16 protein-coding genes are annotated in these 14,809 nt (G+C 46.2%); 8 read left to right on the plus strand and 8 right to left on the minus strand.

Features of this window, described 5'->3' with window-relative positions; translation table 11 throughout:
• Positions 1–37 precede the first annotated feature (37 nt).
• The 5 genes from AC4E7D_RS00085 (at position 38) to AC4E7D_RS00105 (ending at position 4,495) form a co-directional block, all read left to right on the plus strand.
• Positions 38–997 (plus strand): L-threonylcarbamoyladenylate synthase, encoded by a 960-nt coding sequence (locus tag AC4E7D_RS00085; RefSeq protein WP_490171755.1) that lies wholly within the window; start codon positions 38–40, stop codon positions 995–997.
• 11 nt (positions 998–1,008) lie between these two features.
• On the plus strand, positions 1,009–1,551 hold the full coding sequence (locus AC4E7D_RS00090; RefSeq protein ID WP_490171756.1) for a hypothetical protein: 543 nt from the start codon (positions 1,009–1,011) through the stop codon (positions 1,549–1,551).
• A gap of 28 nt (positions 1,552–1,579) precedes the next feature.
• Positions 1,580–1,900, plus strand: a complete 321-nt coding sequence (locus tag AC4E7D_RS00095) for a hypothetical protein (protein WP_490171757.1) — start codon at positions 1,580–1,582, stop codon at positions 1,898–1,900.
• Positions 1,901–2,005: 105 nt separating this feature from the next.
• A complete protein-coding gene (locus AC4E7D_RS00100) occupies positions 2,006–3,205 on the plus strand; it encodes a tetratricopeptide repeat protein (protein ID WP_490171758.1) in 1,200 nt (399 codons plus the stop codon).
• 60 nt (positions 3,206–3,265) lie between these two features.
• On the plus strand, positions 3,266–4,495 hold the full coding sequence (locus tag AC4E7D_RS00105; protein WP_490171759.1) for a glycosyltransferase: 1,230 nt from the start codon (positions 3,266–3,268) through the stop codon (positions 4,493–4,495).
• A gap of 6 nt (positions 4,496–4,501) precedes the next feature.
• Here the strand turns inward: AC4E7D_RS00105 and AC4E7D_RS00110 are convergent, their stop codons facing one another.
• Positions 4,502–5,236 (minus strand): lysophospholipid acyltransferase family protein, encoded by a 735-nt coding sequence (locus AC4E7D_RS00110; RefSeq protein ID WP_490171760.1) that lies wholly within the window; start codon positions 5,234–5,236, stop codon positions 4,502–4,504.
• 73 nt (positions 5,237–5,309) lie between these two features.
• Between AC4E7D_RS00110 and trpS the strand changes: the two genes are divergently transcribed.
• Complete coding sequence (gene trpS / locus AC4E7D_RS00115; protein ID WP_490171761.1) at positions 5,310–6,293, plus strand: tryptophan--tRNA ligase; 984 nt, start codon at positions 5,310–5,312, stop codon at positions 6,291–6,293.
• Here the strand turns inward: trpS and dprA are convergent.
• Positions 6,290–7,417 (minus strand): DNA-processing protein DprA, encoded by a 1,128-nt coding sequence (gene dprA, locus AC4E7D_RS00120; RefSeq protein ID WP_490171762.1) that lies wholly within the window; start codon positions 7,415–7,417, stop codon positions 6,290–6,292. The genes trpS and dprA overlap by 4 nt on opposite strands.
• An 80-nt stretch (positions 7,418–7,497) precedes the next feature.
• On the opposite strand from dprA, the gene AC4E7D_RS00125 reads away from it, so the two are divergent.
• The gene (locus AC4E7D_RS00125) at positions 7,498–8,451 is read left to right on the plus strand and encodes an HU domain-containing protein (protein WP_490171763.1); all 954 of its coding nucleotides are present in this window, start codon (positions 7,498–7,500) and stop codon (positions 8,449–8,451) included.
• A 54-nt stretch (positions 8,452–8,505) separates the two neighbouring features.
• Positions 8,506–9,018 carry an acyl-CoA thioesterase gene (locus tag AC4E7D_RS00130; RefSeq protein ID WP_490171764.1) on the plus strand — a complete coding sequence of 171 codons (513 nt, stop codon included), beginning with the start codon at positions 8,506–8,508 and terminating at the stop codon, positions 9,016–9,018.
• Between the two features lie 14 nt (positions 9,019–9,032).
• Here AC4E7D_RS00130 and AC4E7D_RS00135 read toward each other — a convergent pair whose 3' ends face one another.
• From AC4E7D_RS00135 to AC4E7D_RS00160, 6 genes are read right to left on the minus strand one after another with little or no spacing between them, the layout of a single operon-like run.
• The gene (locus AC4E7D_RS00135) at positions 9,033–9,869 is read right to left on the minus strand and encodes an aldo/keto reductase (RefSeq protein WP_490171765.1); all 837 of its coding nucleotides are present in this window, start codon (positions 9,867–9,869) and stop codon (positions 9,033–9,035) included.
• Between the two features lie 10 nt (positions 9,870–9,879).
• A complete protein-coding gene (locus AC4E7D_RS00140; protein WP_490171766.1) occupies positions 9,880–11,109 on the minus strand; it encodes a murein hydrolase activator EnvC family protein in 1,230 nt (409 codons plus the stop codon).
• Position 11,110: 1 nt separating this feature from the next.
• Positions 11,111–11,896, minus strand: coding sequence for a lipoprotein insertase outer membrane protein LolB1 (lolB1, locus tag AC4E7D_RS00145; protein ID WP_490171767.1), 786 nt, complete (start codon positions 11,894–11,896; stop codon positions 11,111–11,113).
• A gap of 4 nt (positions 11,897–11,900) precedes the next feature.
• The gene (locus tag AC4E7D_RS00150; RefSeq protein WP_490171768.1) at positions 11,901–12,815 is read right to left on the minus strand and encodes a tetratricopeptide repeat protein; all 915 of its coding nucleotides are present in this window, start codon (positions 12,813–12,815) and stop codon (positions 11,901–11,903) included.
• Between the two features lie 34 nt (positions 12,816–12,849).
• Entirely contained in the window at positions 12,850–13,284 is a 435-nt protein-coding gene (gene dut, locus AC4E7D_RS00155; protein ID WP_490171769.1) for a dUTP diphosphatase, read from the minus strand.
• Entirely contained in the window at positions 13,281–14,747 is a 1,467-nt protein-coding gene (locus AC4E7D_RS00160; RefSeq protein ID WP_490171770.1) for a lipopolysaccharide biosynthesis protein, read from the minus strand. The genes dut and AC4E7D_RS00160 overlap by 4 nt, the downstream gene beginning before the upstream one ends.
• Between the last annotated feature and the right edge of the window lie 62 nt (positions 14,748–14,809).

Below are 14,809 nucleotides of genomic sequence, written 5' to 3' on the forward strand. Positions count from 1 at the left end.
TTCAGCCCCATAAGGGGCCTTACCATAGAAGCATTACATGACGCTAGTATCAAGAGACATCAACCAGGCTGTTGAATTATTAAACGCCGAAGACGTCGTAGCCATCCCAACGGAGACCGTTTACGGTCTTGCCGGGAACATCTATAGTGAAAAGGCGGTAAAGAAGATTTTCGCGCTCAAACGACGGCCTTTTTTCAATCCCCTGATTGTGCACTTAAGCGATCCGGACCAATTGCCAAATGTGGTGGCAACCGTTCCGGAAAAGGCGAGAGTGCTGGCAGAACGCTTCTGGCCGGGACCTTTAACCCTGATCTTGCCAAAGAAACCCGGGGTGCCCGACCTGGTGACCTCCGGAAAGGATACGGTAGCCGTAAGGGTGCCTAACCATCCCGTTACCCTCGAGCTCTTGCGCAAACTGGATTTCCCGCTGGCAGCCCCCAGCGCTAATCCCTTTGGGTCTATTAGTCCTACCGAATCCAGCCATGTCGCCAACTATTTTGAAGGCAGATTGTCTATGGTACTGGAAGGCGGGGCCTGTAAAAGAGGGATTGAATCTACTATTGTAGGATTCGAAGGGGATGAACCTGTTCTCTACCGCCTGGGTTCCATAACCGTGGAAGATATCAGCAAAGAAGTTGGTCCAATAGTCGTCCGCAATAAGAAAGAGACAGTTCCCGAAGCCCCGGGTATGCTGGCCCGGCATTATGCCCCAAATACCACTACTGTTGTGGTGGAGGATGTCCCCGGGTTTATTGCAGCACTTCCCGACCAAAAGATCGGCGTAGTACTCTTCCAAAACCCCATGGAGGCCCCTAATATAAAAGCCCAGGAAATCTTATCCAGACAGGGCAATCTGGAAGAAGCGGCCTCACGGCTGTATGCTGTACTCCACAAGCTGGACAAATTGGAGCTGGATATGATCGTGGCGGAAAAATTCCCGGATACGGGTATGGGGAAAGCCATAAATGATCGATTGCACAGGGCTACACAAAACTAATCTACCTGCACATGAAAGAAGGATTGTCTCTCAAAATACGGATACAAATTACAGCCCTGATCACCATCCTGATTTGGGCACATCTGCTGTGGGACCACTTTCACGGTGGGGTGCCTACCCATTACCTTCTGCAAAGTGAAGACCTACCCGGGGTCTCTAATTGGTGGGGTGGACTTACTCTTCCCCTGATCACTTTTTTATTGTTATTCTGGATGCACAAAAACCTATTGAAGGCCGCTGGGGAGGATACTCCTAAATCCCGAAAACTGTTATTCATAAGATTCTTCAGGGCATTGGTTTTTGGAATCCTTTTGTCTGTCTTTTTTACCCTAGGTTCCCAGGCACCGGGATATATGATGCTCGTTGCCATAGTCCTTTCCTTTTTTATGCCCCTGTACCTTCCGGAATACCTTTTGGGTTTTATCCTGGGGATGAGTTATACATTCGGTGCCAATCTGCCAATTCTGGTTGCTTTTATCCTGATGCTGGTGTTCCTGATTACGTATAAGCTTATTCGATCTGGAGTATTGTTGTTTATAGCCAGGTTTAGGTAATCCGTATAGTTTTTACTAGCTTTATTTCATGGCCGTCTCAAAAACACGATTGTATACTACTTTCTCCTTGATTTGCCTTCTTATTGCGGTAGCCATGCTGGGTATCTGGAGCTACCTTATAGATCCTTCCTCCACATTTTCCGTTATAGCCTTTGCCGGTTATATTCCCGGATTATCAGAAAATGTTACCCTTACTACCGTGCTTAGTATGTTCCTTTATGCAGCTGCCATCCTTTTTGCTGTAAAAGGGGATACCACAACGACGAAGAACCGTTATGGGATCCATTTTTGGATAATGGCAGTGGCTACTTGTTTATTGATCCTCAACGGCTATAGCCTGATCCGATAGGCAAATCCTTTTAAGCTGATTACCCACAAATCATAAGTATTACATTTATAGATAAATTGATGCGATACTTTTTGTACTTTTTTCCTAGAATTCAAAACACCAACCATGATTCTATCGCGATTTTTTCTTTCGTTTGTAGTTCTTTCACTTTACACCACAATCGCTTTTCCTCAGACCGCTAATGTGAGTAGCTTATTGGCCAAGGGTGATAGTATAATCGATACTGAAGATAACTGGAGTAAAGGAAGGGAACTATTCCGAAAAGCACTTGAACTGAACGGACAAGATCCCGTGACGAATCACAAATTTGGCCGGTCATTTTTAGGAGAATATTTCCAGGACAACAGTCTTGAACATTACCTTGACAGTGCAATCACCTATGAAAAGAAAGCTCGAACCTTGGATCCCAAATTTATCAATGCTTATAGTAATGAAGTGTTAGCATACCGACTGCTATGGAGGCATGGCATGAGCCGAAAAGTACTCATGGAAGCTTTGGAACATTTAGGGGATAATCCACGTATCCTCATGCTGGTGGGGCGCAATTATTTTGATACCGGGAACCCCGGGTTAGCCCTCCCCTATCTGGAAAAATCAATCGAACTTGGTGGCGAAAATGCACCGGGCGTCGCTTACCGCTTTGCAGGATGGTGCTGGTTCTACCTGCAGGATCACAACAAACAACTGGAATACTTTAATCGTTTCCGGGAGATCGATCCCAAAAGCCTGATGGGAATTGCCGGACAGGTACATTCGTATACTGGCTTGAAAGATTATAAAAAAGCTACTGAACTGGCCATTCAGATACGGGAAGAAAACCCGGACTATGACGCTCCCGCCTATCTAGAGGCCTATATTGGAGAGACGCTGCTTTTTGGCAATAGTTTTGACGAGGCCATTCCTTATTACGAGAAAGCCATTGAACTCGATCCTGAATCCCAAAACTTGTTTGCCACCAGAGCCGTCACCACTACTCTGGGTTACCTCTACATGAAGCAGGGGAAAAATGAAGCTGGAATAAGGCTCTTAAATAAAACCATAGAGCGAAGAAAGAAAGATTGGAAAAAAATGCCGGAACGCTGGGAGTTTAGTTTTGATATTGCATCCGCCTATGCGGCAATGGGAAACTTAGATGAGGCTTACCAATGGTTATACACCTCTGTGTTAACAGGTTATCCCGGTCATTTATGGGGGAATGATCCGGTATTCTCTAATTGCCATGAGGTTTTTGCATTCAAGGAACTGGTAAAACAGGCCCGTTTACGGGTGGAATCAGAATATACCAAAGTTGCCCAACATGAATAATTGTATATAGGAATAGCACCTTGATTTTTGAAACATAAAAAATATAATATCAACATTTAAATGATAGAAAACCTAATCGCCTCCTGTCCGAAAGAACTGGACCTTACCAACGATACGCATGCACAGCTCATTTACGAAACCGTAGCTGCCCTTCTGGATCAGGGCTATTCCCTCTCAGAACTCAAAGAGATCGAGTCCAGACTGATTGCACAGAACAAGGCGGACCACATTTTTATATTACTAGCACTAAAGCTGGCTAAATCCAGGATATTGGCCGCACAGATGGATGCCCCACTTAAGATCTCCGTGGTTTTCGCTGTATACAAAGAGCACAACAGGATCCGGAAAAGCAGTGAGCATCCCCATGGTGAAGATTTCCTCCTCAAGAAAGTCCGCCACCTGGAATGGTTATTTGAAGATCAGCCTAAGACGGAGTGGGAATTGATCATTGTGGATGACGGCTGCCCGGAGAAGAGTGGAAAAATTGCACAGGAGATTGTAGATGCCCACCAGTTGAACAAGCAAGTGCGTATCCTCTACCTGGAAGATGCCATCCGAAAAAAGTATCCCCCAGCTGCCAACCTAAATACTACCAGGGAAAGCCAGAAGGGAGGCTCTATTGTTTATGGGATGTGGGATGCCGTTCAAAGAAGTACCTCCGCCAATCATATTGTCATCTATACTGATGCCGACCTCTCTACGCATTTGGGGCAGGTAATGCTTTTGGTTGACCCCTTACTCAAGCAAGATAAACTTGTGGCCATAGGATCACGCAGGAAACCCACATCTGTTGTCATTAAAAAAGGCAGCCGGAATGATCGTGGAAAACTCTTTATATACCTCTGGAAACGCTTAATTCCCAACCTTGGGAATATTGTGGATACACAATGTGGCTTTAAGGCTTTTAAAGCGGAAATCATTCCCAAAATCATTGAGGACATGATCGAAAAGAAGTTCGCTTTTGATATTGAACTCCTGCTCAGAACGGCATTGATCGATGAGAAAAGCATTGTGAAAATCCCCATCGCCTGGATAGATAGTGAAGCGGCTTCAACCACCACCGACCTGCAGCCTTATTTGCCGATGCTTAAATCTATCTCCAGGATGTACCGGAAATATTTCCCTAAGAAAAAGCAAGCCGAAGAATTTGCATCTTATATTACAGGTATGGATGACAACGACTTTGCTGAGCTTTTGGAAAATATACCAGAGGGTATTACCGGTAAAAAGCCCCTTGAGTTTACGGACTATGATGGGGTTAGCGTATCCGACCTGAAAGGTAGGGAATAAGTGGGTTTAAGCTGTGAGGTCATTGAGGATGAGGTTACGGGCCTTTTCCCGCAGGGCAATTTTGTCTCCCTCTCCTAAGTCCTTCGTATGCAAGAAGCGATGCACCTTAACGCGTAAAGGACCTGGGCCACCACTGAAAAACCTGAAGGGAAAACGCTTTTTATTATCCAAAAAGGTGATGGGCACTACGGGTATTTCATGGGCTATAGCCATTTTAAATGCACCATCCTTAAACTGGTCCAGCACCACAGCTTCATCAGGTACCCCACCTTCAGGAAAAATACAAATGCTCAGGCCGCGGTTTAGCCTTTTTTGGGCTCTTCGATATACCGCAGTACGGCTTCTGCTATCCTGCCGGTCCACAAGGATGCAAACCCGCCTGTAGATAAAACCGAAAATTGGGATATTCTCTAATTCCTTTTTTCCCACGAATACGAAAGGGTTTTTGCTTGTGCGAAGCATCAGCATAATATCCAAAATACTGGTATGATTGGCTACCAGCATATAACTTTTTCCAGGTTGCAACCGCTCTTCCCATTCAATTTGTGGAAAACAACCCATGCCGTACAGTATGACCGTAGCCCAGATATTGCGAGCCAGCCAAAAGAATTGTTTATAGGTCTTCCCTGAGAGGACTACCAGAATAATAAACGGAAGGAAGATTATGATAGGAAGTGCCACCAGGATGTAGAACCATAGCCGATAAAAGAATTGTCCTGTTTTTTCCACCCAGCGGAGCATGGCTCAAATGTAACAATTTTAGCAGGGTAAGTGTATTTCTTTTACTTTTGTTGTTTGTTAAATAGGATATCGGATGGCAAGAATTTTAACAGGTATTCAAAGTACAGGAACACCTCATTTGGGAAACATTCTGGGGGCCATTATGCCCGCCGTGGAAATGGCGGCCAACCCAGAAAACGAATCCTTTTTGTTCATTGCCGATATGCATTCCCTCACGCAAATCAAACAGGGGGAGGAGCTGCAGGAAAATACCTATGCCACCGCCGCAGCCTGGTTGGCATTTGGACTGGATTTTGAGAAAACCGTGTTTTACCGGCAGAGCGATGTCCCCCAGGTAACGGAACTGGCCTGGTACCTTAGCTGTTTCTTTCCCTATCAGCGCTTAACCCTGGCACATTCGTTTAAGGATAAAGCAGACAGGCTTGCCGATGTTAATGCCGGCCTTTTCACCTATCCTATGCTAATGGCTGCGGATATACTGTTATACGATGCAGATATTGTCCCCGTGGGAAAAGATCAGTTGCAACACCTGGAAATGACGCGGGATGTGGCCTCTCGTTTTCATACACAGCTGGGGGAAACCTTTGTATTGCCCGAAGCCCAGGTACGGGAGGAAACCATGTATGTCCCGGGTACCGATGGACAGAAAATGAGTAAAAGCAAAGGGAACCTTATCAATATCTTCCAGCCCGACAAAAAGCTAAGGAAGCAAATAATGGGGATCGTGACAGACAGTAAGCCCCTGGAGGCTCCAAAAGATCCGGATAGCGATAACGTTTTTGCATTGTATAAATTACTGGCCAAACCAGAAGAGGTCGCTGCAATGCGCCAGAATTATATCAACGGAAATTACGGTTACGGGCATGCCAAGCAGGCCCTCTATGAAGTGGTTTTAAGGGAATTTGGCGAGGCGCGGGAAAAGTTCACCCATTACATGGAAAACCGGGGCGAATTGGATATCATCCTGGCCCAGGGCGCTCGAAGGGCCAGTGCTATTGGGAACCAAGTACTCAGGCGCGTCCGCGAAAAGCTGGGATACCTTACTTCCCACCACTAAACCACTTCAAAATATTTCCCCGGCAACGGACGAAGGCATCCTTTCATTTCCATACCAAATAAGAGCGTAGCGGTTTGGGAAACCGGCAAACGGCAATTCAGGGCGATATCATCCAGGAGTTGTTTCCCTTCCCGGGACAAATACTCAAAAATAAGTTGCTCCTGTTCATCCAGGCTTGCAAAGAGTGCTGCCTGCCGGGGAAGGTTTTGCCTGGTGTCAAGGTCCCAGCCCAGGATATAGACAAGGTCTTCTACGGCAGTTAACATATGTGCTTTCTGTACCTTGATCAGGTGGTTACACCCCCTACTAAACGGATCCCCAACACGTCCAGGAACGGCAAAGACATCCCGGTTGTAGCCATGGGCCATATTCGCAGTGATCATTCCACCGCCTTTTTCGGCTGACTCTACCAGAATGGTCGCCTCACTGATCCCGGCAATGATACGGTTGCGTTTTAGAAAATTCTCCCGATCGGGCTTGCTCAGGCTCCAGAATTCTGTGATGAACCCCCCATTTTGTTCCATTTTAGGGGCAAAGCGGGAATGCACAGACGGGTACAGCCGGTTTAAACCATGGGCAAGAATGGCGAGGGTTGTCAGGCCATTTCCAATGGCTGCCTTGTGAACAGCAATATCAATGCCATAGGCAAAACCGCTGATAATTACAGGACGCCAGGGGGTCAGGGCTTCAATAAATGCTTCACAAAAGCTGTTCCCATAACGGGTACTGCTACGGGTCCCCACTATGCTAATAATTTTCTGGTTGGAAAACCCGAACGTACCCCTTGAAAAAAGGAGGATAGGGCTGTCGCGACAATGTTTGAGGTATTTAGGGTATTCAGGGCACTTATAGGAAATGCAATGGATATTGTGCTGCTGAATGAATCTGAGCTCCTGCTCTGCGGCCTTTCTGCTCTGTGTATTAAAGAGTCCTTCAAGTTTACGTCCTCCTTTACCAATTTTTTTCAGTAGCCGTTCTTTCCCAATATAGAAGATGGATGCGGCATCTCCACATATCGATATGAGCTTCTTTGCTGTCTGATCCCCGATATGGGGCGTTATTTGTAACCGTAATAATGCCAGTAACTCGTCCTCGGTGAGGAACGACCCAGAATTTGGTTTCACAGGGAATACAATATTATCTGTTAATAAAAAGTTATGTAAGGGAGTTTGAAGCCCTCTTATTTTTTTTGATCTTTGTGAAAATGTCCATAGAGCAATACATACAAGAATTACTTTACCGGTACAACTGTGTGGTAGTACCGGGTTTTGGTGCCTTTCTCACTCAGGTAAAATCAGCTTTTATACAGAAGTCTACAAACACCTTCTATCCCCCGTCAAAAGAAATTTCTTTCAATGAGCAGCTCGGCTCCAATGATGGGTTGTTAGTTTCCTACATGGCCAATGCGGAAAATCGTTCCTACGAGGCCATGCTGGAAGAAGTTTTGGAGGTGTCTGAAAGTTGGAAGAAAAAAATGCGGCTGGGAAACCGATTAGTGCTGGACAAACTGGGTGAACTCTGGTTGAATAAAGAGGGGAAAATTCAGTTTCAGCCTGAAAATCAGGTGAATTATCTCACCACCTCCTTTGGATTAGCTTCCGTGGTTGCGCCCCCGGTGACGCGTGAAGTGCTGAAAGAGGAAGTGGAAAGCCTTGAGGAAAAGATCCCCTTTATCATTACCCCTGAAGAGCGGAAACAAGGCAATGCCATTCGGCCATTGCTTAAGTATGCCGCCGTTGTACTTTTAGCGCTTTCTGCAGGTATAACCGGTTTTAGGTTCTATGAGGAAAACCTGGATAAGAATCAGCTGGCACGCACTAGGGCGCAGGAGATCGTAAACAGGAATATTGAAGAAGCTACTTTCTTCAATGCCAAACCCCTTGAATTACCCGCCGTAGTCCTTCCTGTTGCGAAAAAAAAGAAGGCGGTTAAGATGCACCACATCATTGCCGGGGCTTTCCGGGTCAGAGCGAATGCCGATAAAAAAATACGCCAGCTAAAAGCCAAAGGGTATAAGGCCGCCTATCTGGGAGTTAACCCCTATGGACTCCACCAGGTGACCTATGGCAGCTACGAGGATCCCAGGCAGGCTTTGGAGGACCTCAGGCAGATCAGAAGGAAAGACTCCCCTGACGCCTGGTTATTGTCTGTAAAATAAATTTCTGTTTTTTACTCCCCTATTTCCGGACTATCTTTGCTGAAAATTTCCAGTATGGAGGCTAAGACACCCAGTGAGTCCAAGACGATCATGACCGATATGGTCCTTCCTAGTGAAACCAATCCCCTGAATAATCTTTTTGGAGGTGAGTTGTTAGCCCGAATGGACCGGGCAGCAAGTATAGCTGCAAGACGGCACAGCCGGCGCATTTGTGTTACTGCATCGGTAAACCACGTAGCCTTTAACCGGGCGGTCCCCCTGGGAAGCGTGGTAACCGTGGAAGCTTCGATTTCCAGAACTTTCCGTACCTCCATGGAGGTTTATATAGACGTTTGGATGGAAGATCGCTTTAGCAGGGAGCGTACCAAAGCCAATGAAGCCATTTATACGTTCGTTGCTGTTGATGATGCAGGTATCCCTACGGAAATACCGCCCTTGCAACCGGAAACCGACCTGGAAAAGGAACGGTATGCAGGTGCACTCAGGAGAAGGCAACTCAGCCTGGTCCTGGCCGGAAAGATCAAACCGCATGACGCCACAGAACTGAAAGCCCTGTTCCAGGATTAAGCTTAACCTCCTCCTTAAAAATCAAAATTATCGGGGTCTGGCCCGAACCGCTTGCCCTTGTCCAGGGCATCTAGCGAACGCATGTCTGCCTCGGAAAGTACGAAGTCGAAAATATCGGAATTGGCAATAATCCTTTCCTTTTTCGAAGATTTTGGGATTGTGATCACCCCCTTCTGCAGATCCCAGCGCAGGGCAATCTGAGCAATGGTTTTCTCGTATTTATCTGCCAAACTCTGAAAAACGGGTTCCTTAAAGATATGTCCCTGCATAAGCGGCGACCAGGCTTCGTACTGTATCCCTTTTGCCTTGCAGAAGTCCAACAGGGATTGCTGGACCAGATAGGGATGGAACTCCATCTGGTTTACTGCGGGTACAACATTTGCCCCTTCCAGAAGGTCCTCCAGATGGTGTTGCATAAAATTACTCACGCCAATGGCCCGAATGCGTTTTTCTGAATACAAACGTTCCAGAGCCTTCCATGTCTCTTTGTATTTACCAGTAACTGGCCAGTGGATGAGGTACAGATCAAGGTAATCCGTGCCCAGCCGTTTCAGGCTGGCATCAAAAGCTTTCAAAGTAGTATCATAGCCCTGGTGCGTATTCCACACCTTACTTACCAGGAAAATGTCTTCCCTGGGAATGCCGGAAGCCTTTATGCCCTTACCTACACCCGCTTCATTTATATAAACAGAAGCAGTATCAATATGGCGGTAACCACATTCGAGCGCCCATTTTACAGCATTGATCACTTCCTGGCCTTCCTTAGAGAGGTAAACGCCGAGGCCAAAGTAGGGCATTTCCACACCATTATTTAAGGTGAATGTCCCCTGGAGGTCTGTTATTTTATGCATATCTCTTATTTTATAATCGGTAGATCCACTCCTCCGGGTTTAAGCGTGTTGCATCCCGATAAAGGTAAAATTTAAGCTGTGTAAGGCCATTAAACCGATTGGTATATATTTCTCCTAATTCATCCTTGGCCGTTACCTTATCCCCTTTTTTTACGTAGAGGTTGGATAAATTATAGTAGGTACTAATGTAGTTGCCGTGTTTTATCTGCACCCCCTTATTACCCCCGGGTACTGCCAGGATAGCGATAACTTCCCCTTCAAAGACGGCCCGGGCCCTTGCGCCTTCATCTGTTGCAATGATCACACCGTTGCTCTGGTGTTTTATCCCCGGATAAACAGCATCTTTATACACGCCGTATCCCTGTCTTTTTACCCCTTTTTCTACCGGCCAGATGAGTTTTCCCTTATTAGCCGAAAAACTCTTGGCTACCAGTTCGGCTTCAGGGGTAAGTGCAAAAGTATTGCTCTTTGCCTTCGAACCCGCATCCCTGTTAGATGCGGCTATCGCATTTCGGATAAGGCGTTCGATCTGGCGATCCAGCTGGCGTGCCTCTTTTTTCTTGGCTTGCAGGGCCGATGTGTATTTACTTTCATTTTGTCGGATGGACCTCAGCAGATCCTTTTGTGACTTGATCTCGTTCAAAAGGGCATTCTTGGCCTGGGTATTTTCCGCAATGAGTTGTTCCTTCTCTTTTCGTTGTTCCGTAAGGTCGCGATTGAGCAACGCCAGTTCTTCTGTCTTCCTGCCTATTTCCTCTCCCTGAGCCCTCCTGTACTCGGTATACTGTTTCAGATATTGTAACCGCTTGTATGCCTGGTAGAAACTTTCTGCAGAAAGAAGAAACATCAGGCGGCTTTGCTGGGATTTGTTCTGATAGGATTTCCGGATCATTTTGGCATAATCCTCTTTCAGAATTTCCAGGTCTTCACGAAGCTTGGTGATATTACGGATATTGGTGTTGATCTGCCTGTTTAACAGATTAGATTGCTGATTGGTCACCCGGATCAACTGCTGGCGGATATTGATCTTCTGATCCAAATTTTCCATCTGGTCGAGCACCGTCCCCCGCTGCTTCTTCTCAGCAAAAAGGAGCCGGTTCATCTCAGTTATTTCTTTTTGCAATTGTTCCCTTTTGGCCTCCAGGGCTTTTTGCTCACTGGTCTGGGCAACGCCCTGATATTGCAGGCAAATCAGAATAATTAGAAGGCTGAGGAGATGTCTTCCGAAAGGGGTTTTCATATTACTTCAGGACAATTTCTTCAAATCCTTTCGGGATTTTATAGGGAAAATTCAGGCGCTTGTTAAATTCCATACTCCGGTATTGAATCCCAATTGTAGTACGTTGGTCCGAGTCTATCGCCACTATACCGATCTCATTAGGAAGTATCCGTTTGTCTTTTTCCTGATAGTTTTTATACCGGATTTCCAGCAGTCTCCTGTTCCACGGCTGTGACAATTGCTGAACTGCCAATTTGAAATTCCCGGGTTCAATCCGGAATAAAGGCTTAAAAAGCTCCATCGCCCTTTTAGGCTTTAATTCATAGTTGTCCCCGTTCACCTCAGCCAGGTAGCGTTCTTCCCTTAGGTCTAGCAAAGCCTGTCCCAACAAAAGGTTCTGAACTTTATTAAAATTGAGTTCAGTTCCCAGCAGTTGGCTCAAATAAGCAAAATCCCCATCAAAGTACTCATTGTCCAATTTGTTGTAAAAAGACACCCGGTCCGGCGTAATGAGAGCCTTCACCACACCAAGCGGGGCACTGATCCAAATGGCCTTATCTTTCTCCATACGCAAACTAACCCCAATGCTTTGGGTTGCATAGCCATCGGAATAATCAATCCGTATCCTTCCCGCCAGGGTTTTGAAATCCAGTTGGTTCTTGTAATGGTTTTTGATGATCACGCGGGCAGACAGGCTTTTATCCGCCTTGGCATCCGATAAGATCTTATTGGACTTGCATGAAAAGCTGATGGTAATTACTACCAGGGCCAGAATCCGCATCAACATCGTTAAACTCCTTTCTCTCATGGGTTTATGAGCCTGATTTTATTTTGCTAAGATACATATTTGCCTTAGATGAGTTGCCCAGGGCAGTATATACTTCCACCAGCTGATTGTATATCTGTAGTTGTAACTCACTGTCGTCCAGAAGGAAATCCAAAGCAGTTTCCAGAATGCCTGACGCCTGTTCTGATTTTCCATTCTTGTGGAGTGCCATACCGTAGAAATAGTAAAGCCAGGGTTGGGTTGGATAACTCTCAAGGGCAGTTTCCGCCTGGGTTTCCAGGGGTTCAAATTGTTGCGAAGTTGCTAGTTCTTCCAGCTCCCCACGTAAAACTTCCAGCGGGTTCTCTTTTTTTTCTTCCGCCTCTTTCTTTACTCCCGATGCCTCTTGCCCAGCCAAAGAATCATTGATTTTACGTGCCAATTGTTCTGTAAAGACGTCTTTTTGCAACCCTTTTAGGGCATTTTGGGCATTGATATAATCGTTTCGCTGGAAATATAAGAGGGCAAGGTTTTTGCGAAAAGCAGGGTTATCCATCGGGATCTCCTCTCCAAGGGATTCCAAAGGCCTCCCTTGTCCTGCGAGCACATCGAGCAGGGTGTTAAGTACCCATGGGTTTTCGGGTTGGCTATTTAACGTCCGGACAGCATAATCAAGGGCGTCTATATACTGCCTATTCGCCAGGTAGGCCCTGGCCAGTTCATGGTCAACCACTTCTGTATTTCCTGCCAGTTCCCTGCATTGCAGGAGAAGGTTGATCGCCTTGTCGTAGTTTTCTATCCCTTTTTGTTTCAACGCCTCAAAAAAACACTCCTGAAATGCATCGGTATAGGCCTCGAGGGTAAGCTCTGCACTTTCTTTTTCCTCCTGAGGAAAAGCCAGCAGGGAAAATAACAGCAGTACTGCTCCCAATCGTATTCCTTTCCTCCTCCACTGCATCATGCCGCCTGATTTATTTCCGTTTGCCTTTCTCCCTTTATTTTACTCCGGTGCTTCCAAACCCCCCAGCACCCCGACTGGTTTCCGATAATTCATCTGCGGATTCCCAATCTGTGCGCTCGTGCTTCGCAATCACCAATTGGGCAATACGTTCCCCATTAGCTATGGTGAAAGGTTCTTTGGATAAATTAACAAGAATCACGCCAATCTCCCCGCGGTAATCTGCATCAATTGTCCCTGGGGCATTCAGAACCGTAATCCCCTTCTTGGCTGCCAGACCACTCCGTGGGCGTACCTGGGCCTCAAACCCGATGGGCAGCTCAATAAAAAGACCGGTTTTGACTATCGCCCGCTCCAATGGCTCAAGGGTTATCGGGGCACTTAAGTGCGCCCTGAGATCCATCCCGGCGGATGCATTGGTCTCGTAGGCGGGCAGGTCGTGGCCCGAAACATTGCGTATTTTGATTTTCATGCTTTGCGTTTAAGAAAGATTCTTTTCAGGATATCGCTTTCCATTCGGTACAACAAAACTAAAAATACTAAAAGTAGGAGGCTTCCAATAACCAAATTTCTGTTAAAAACATAGAAGGATAGTGCTGAAAACAGGATAGACAGCCCCAGGTAAAAAACGATTTTCCTGAAATTATAGGGGATGGGATAATGTTTCCTGCCGTAAAAGAGAGACAGGAGCATCATTAAAGCATAGGCCGATAGGGTAGCGAGTGCAGAAGCATAATAGCCCATAGTCGGGATCAGAAAATAATTGATGAGAATGGTCACCAATGCACCGGCAAGTGAAAAATAGGCCCCGTAGCGGGTCTGGTCTGTAACCTTGTACCATACCGACAAGTTATGGTAGATTCCCAGGCAAAAACTGGCCAGTAAAATCACCGGAACGATAGGCATGGCTTCCCAATAGGCAGGGTCCAGGATAAAAATATACTTGAGCAGGTCTGCAAAGACCACTACCCCCAAAAGGATAAGACTCCCCAACACTACGAAATAATTGGTAATCTGGGCGTAGGCTTTTTGCGGGGCATCGGAAGAAGCGTGACTAAAAAAGAAGGGTTCTATGCCTAACCGGAACGCAGTGGCAAAAAGTGTCATGAAGAGCGCTAGTTTATAGCAGGCAGAATATTTCCCGATCTCCTCCTTGGCAATGTCCTCAGGCAATAGTTCTGAAAGCAACACCCGGTCAAATACTTCATTGATAGTAAAAGCTACCCCAGCGATCATCACGGGCAAGGCATATCGCATCATCCTCCGCCACAATTGGCCGTCAAACTTGAATGGGGTAAGCAGGTAAAGCCTGCTCATTACAACAAGGGTTATCCCGCTGGCCACCAGGTTGGAAATAAAAATATAGGAGATCTCGAAGTCTTCCACATAAATGGCCTCCAGCAAAGTTTTGGGGTTGTTTTCGGCCAGTCCCGGTAATAACAGCAGAAAAAAGATATTCAATCCAAGATTTGTCGCCACATTCAGGATCTTTACCAGGGCATATCGCATGGGCTGCTCATTGGCTCTTAAGGCAGCAAAAGGAACAATTACAAGAGCATCAAGGGCAAGAATCAGAATCACGTATTCAATATACCGGAACTCGATATTGAGGACCGTGGCCAATCGTTCCCTGAAGAGCAGTGCGAATATCACAAATACAGCTGTGGAGACCACAATGGAGAAGAGTGCAGTACCCGTAACACTTTTCCTGTTTTCCGAAGAATTGTAAAACCGGAAGAATGCCGTTTCCATTCCGTATGCCAGGATTACATTAAAAATGGCAAACCAGGCATAGATCAGGGTTACTTCCCCATAGGAACCCGGGGGCATTACCTTGGTATACAGGGGAACCAGAATGAACGACAGCATGCGGGGCAGCACTGTTGCCAGTCCGTAGATAAAGGTTTGTTTAAAAAGTTTTTGAAGCAGACTCAAGTGTGCGTTGCTTAGGTAGGACCTAAAATTAGGTATTTAAAGCCTACCGGCAAAGCTAGTTG

It is taken from the genome of Lentiprolixibacter sp., assembly GCF_982873095.1.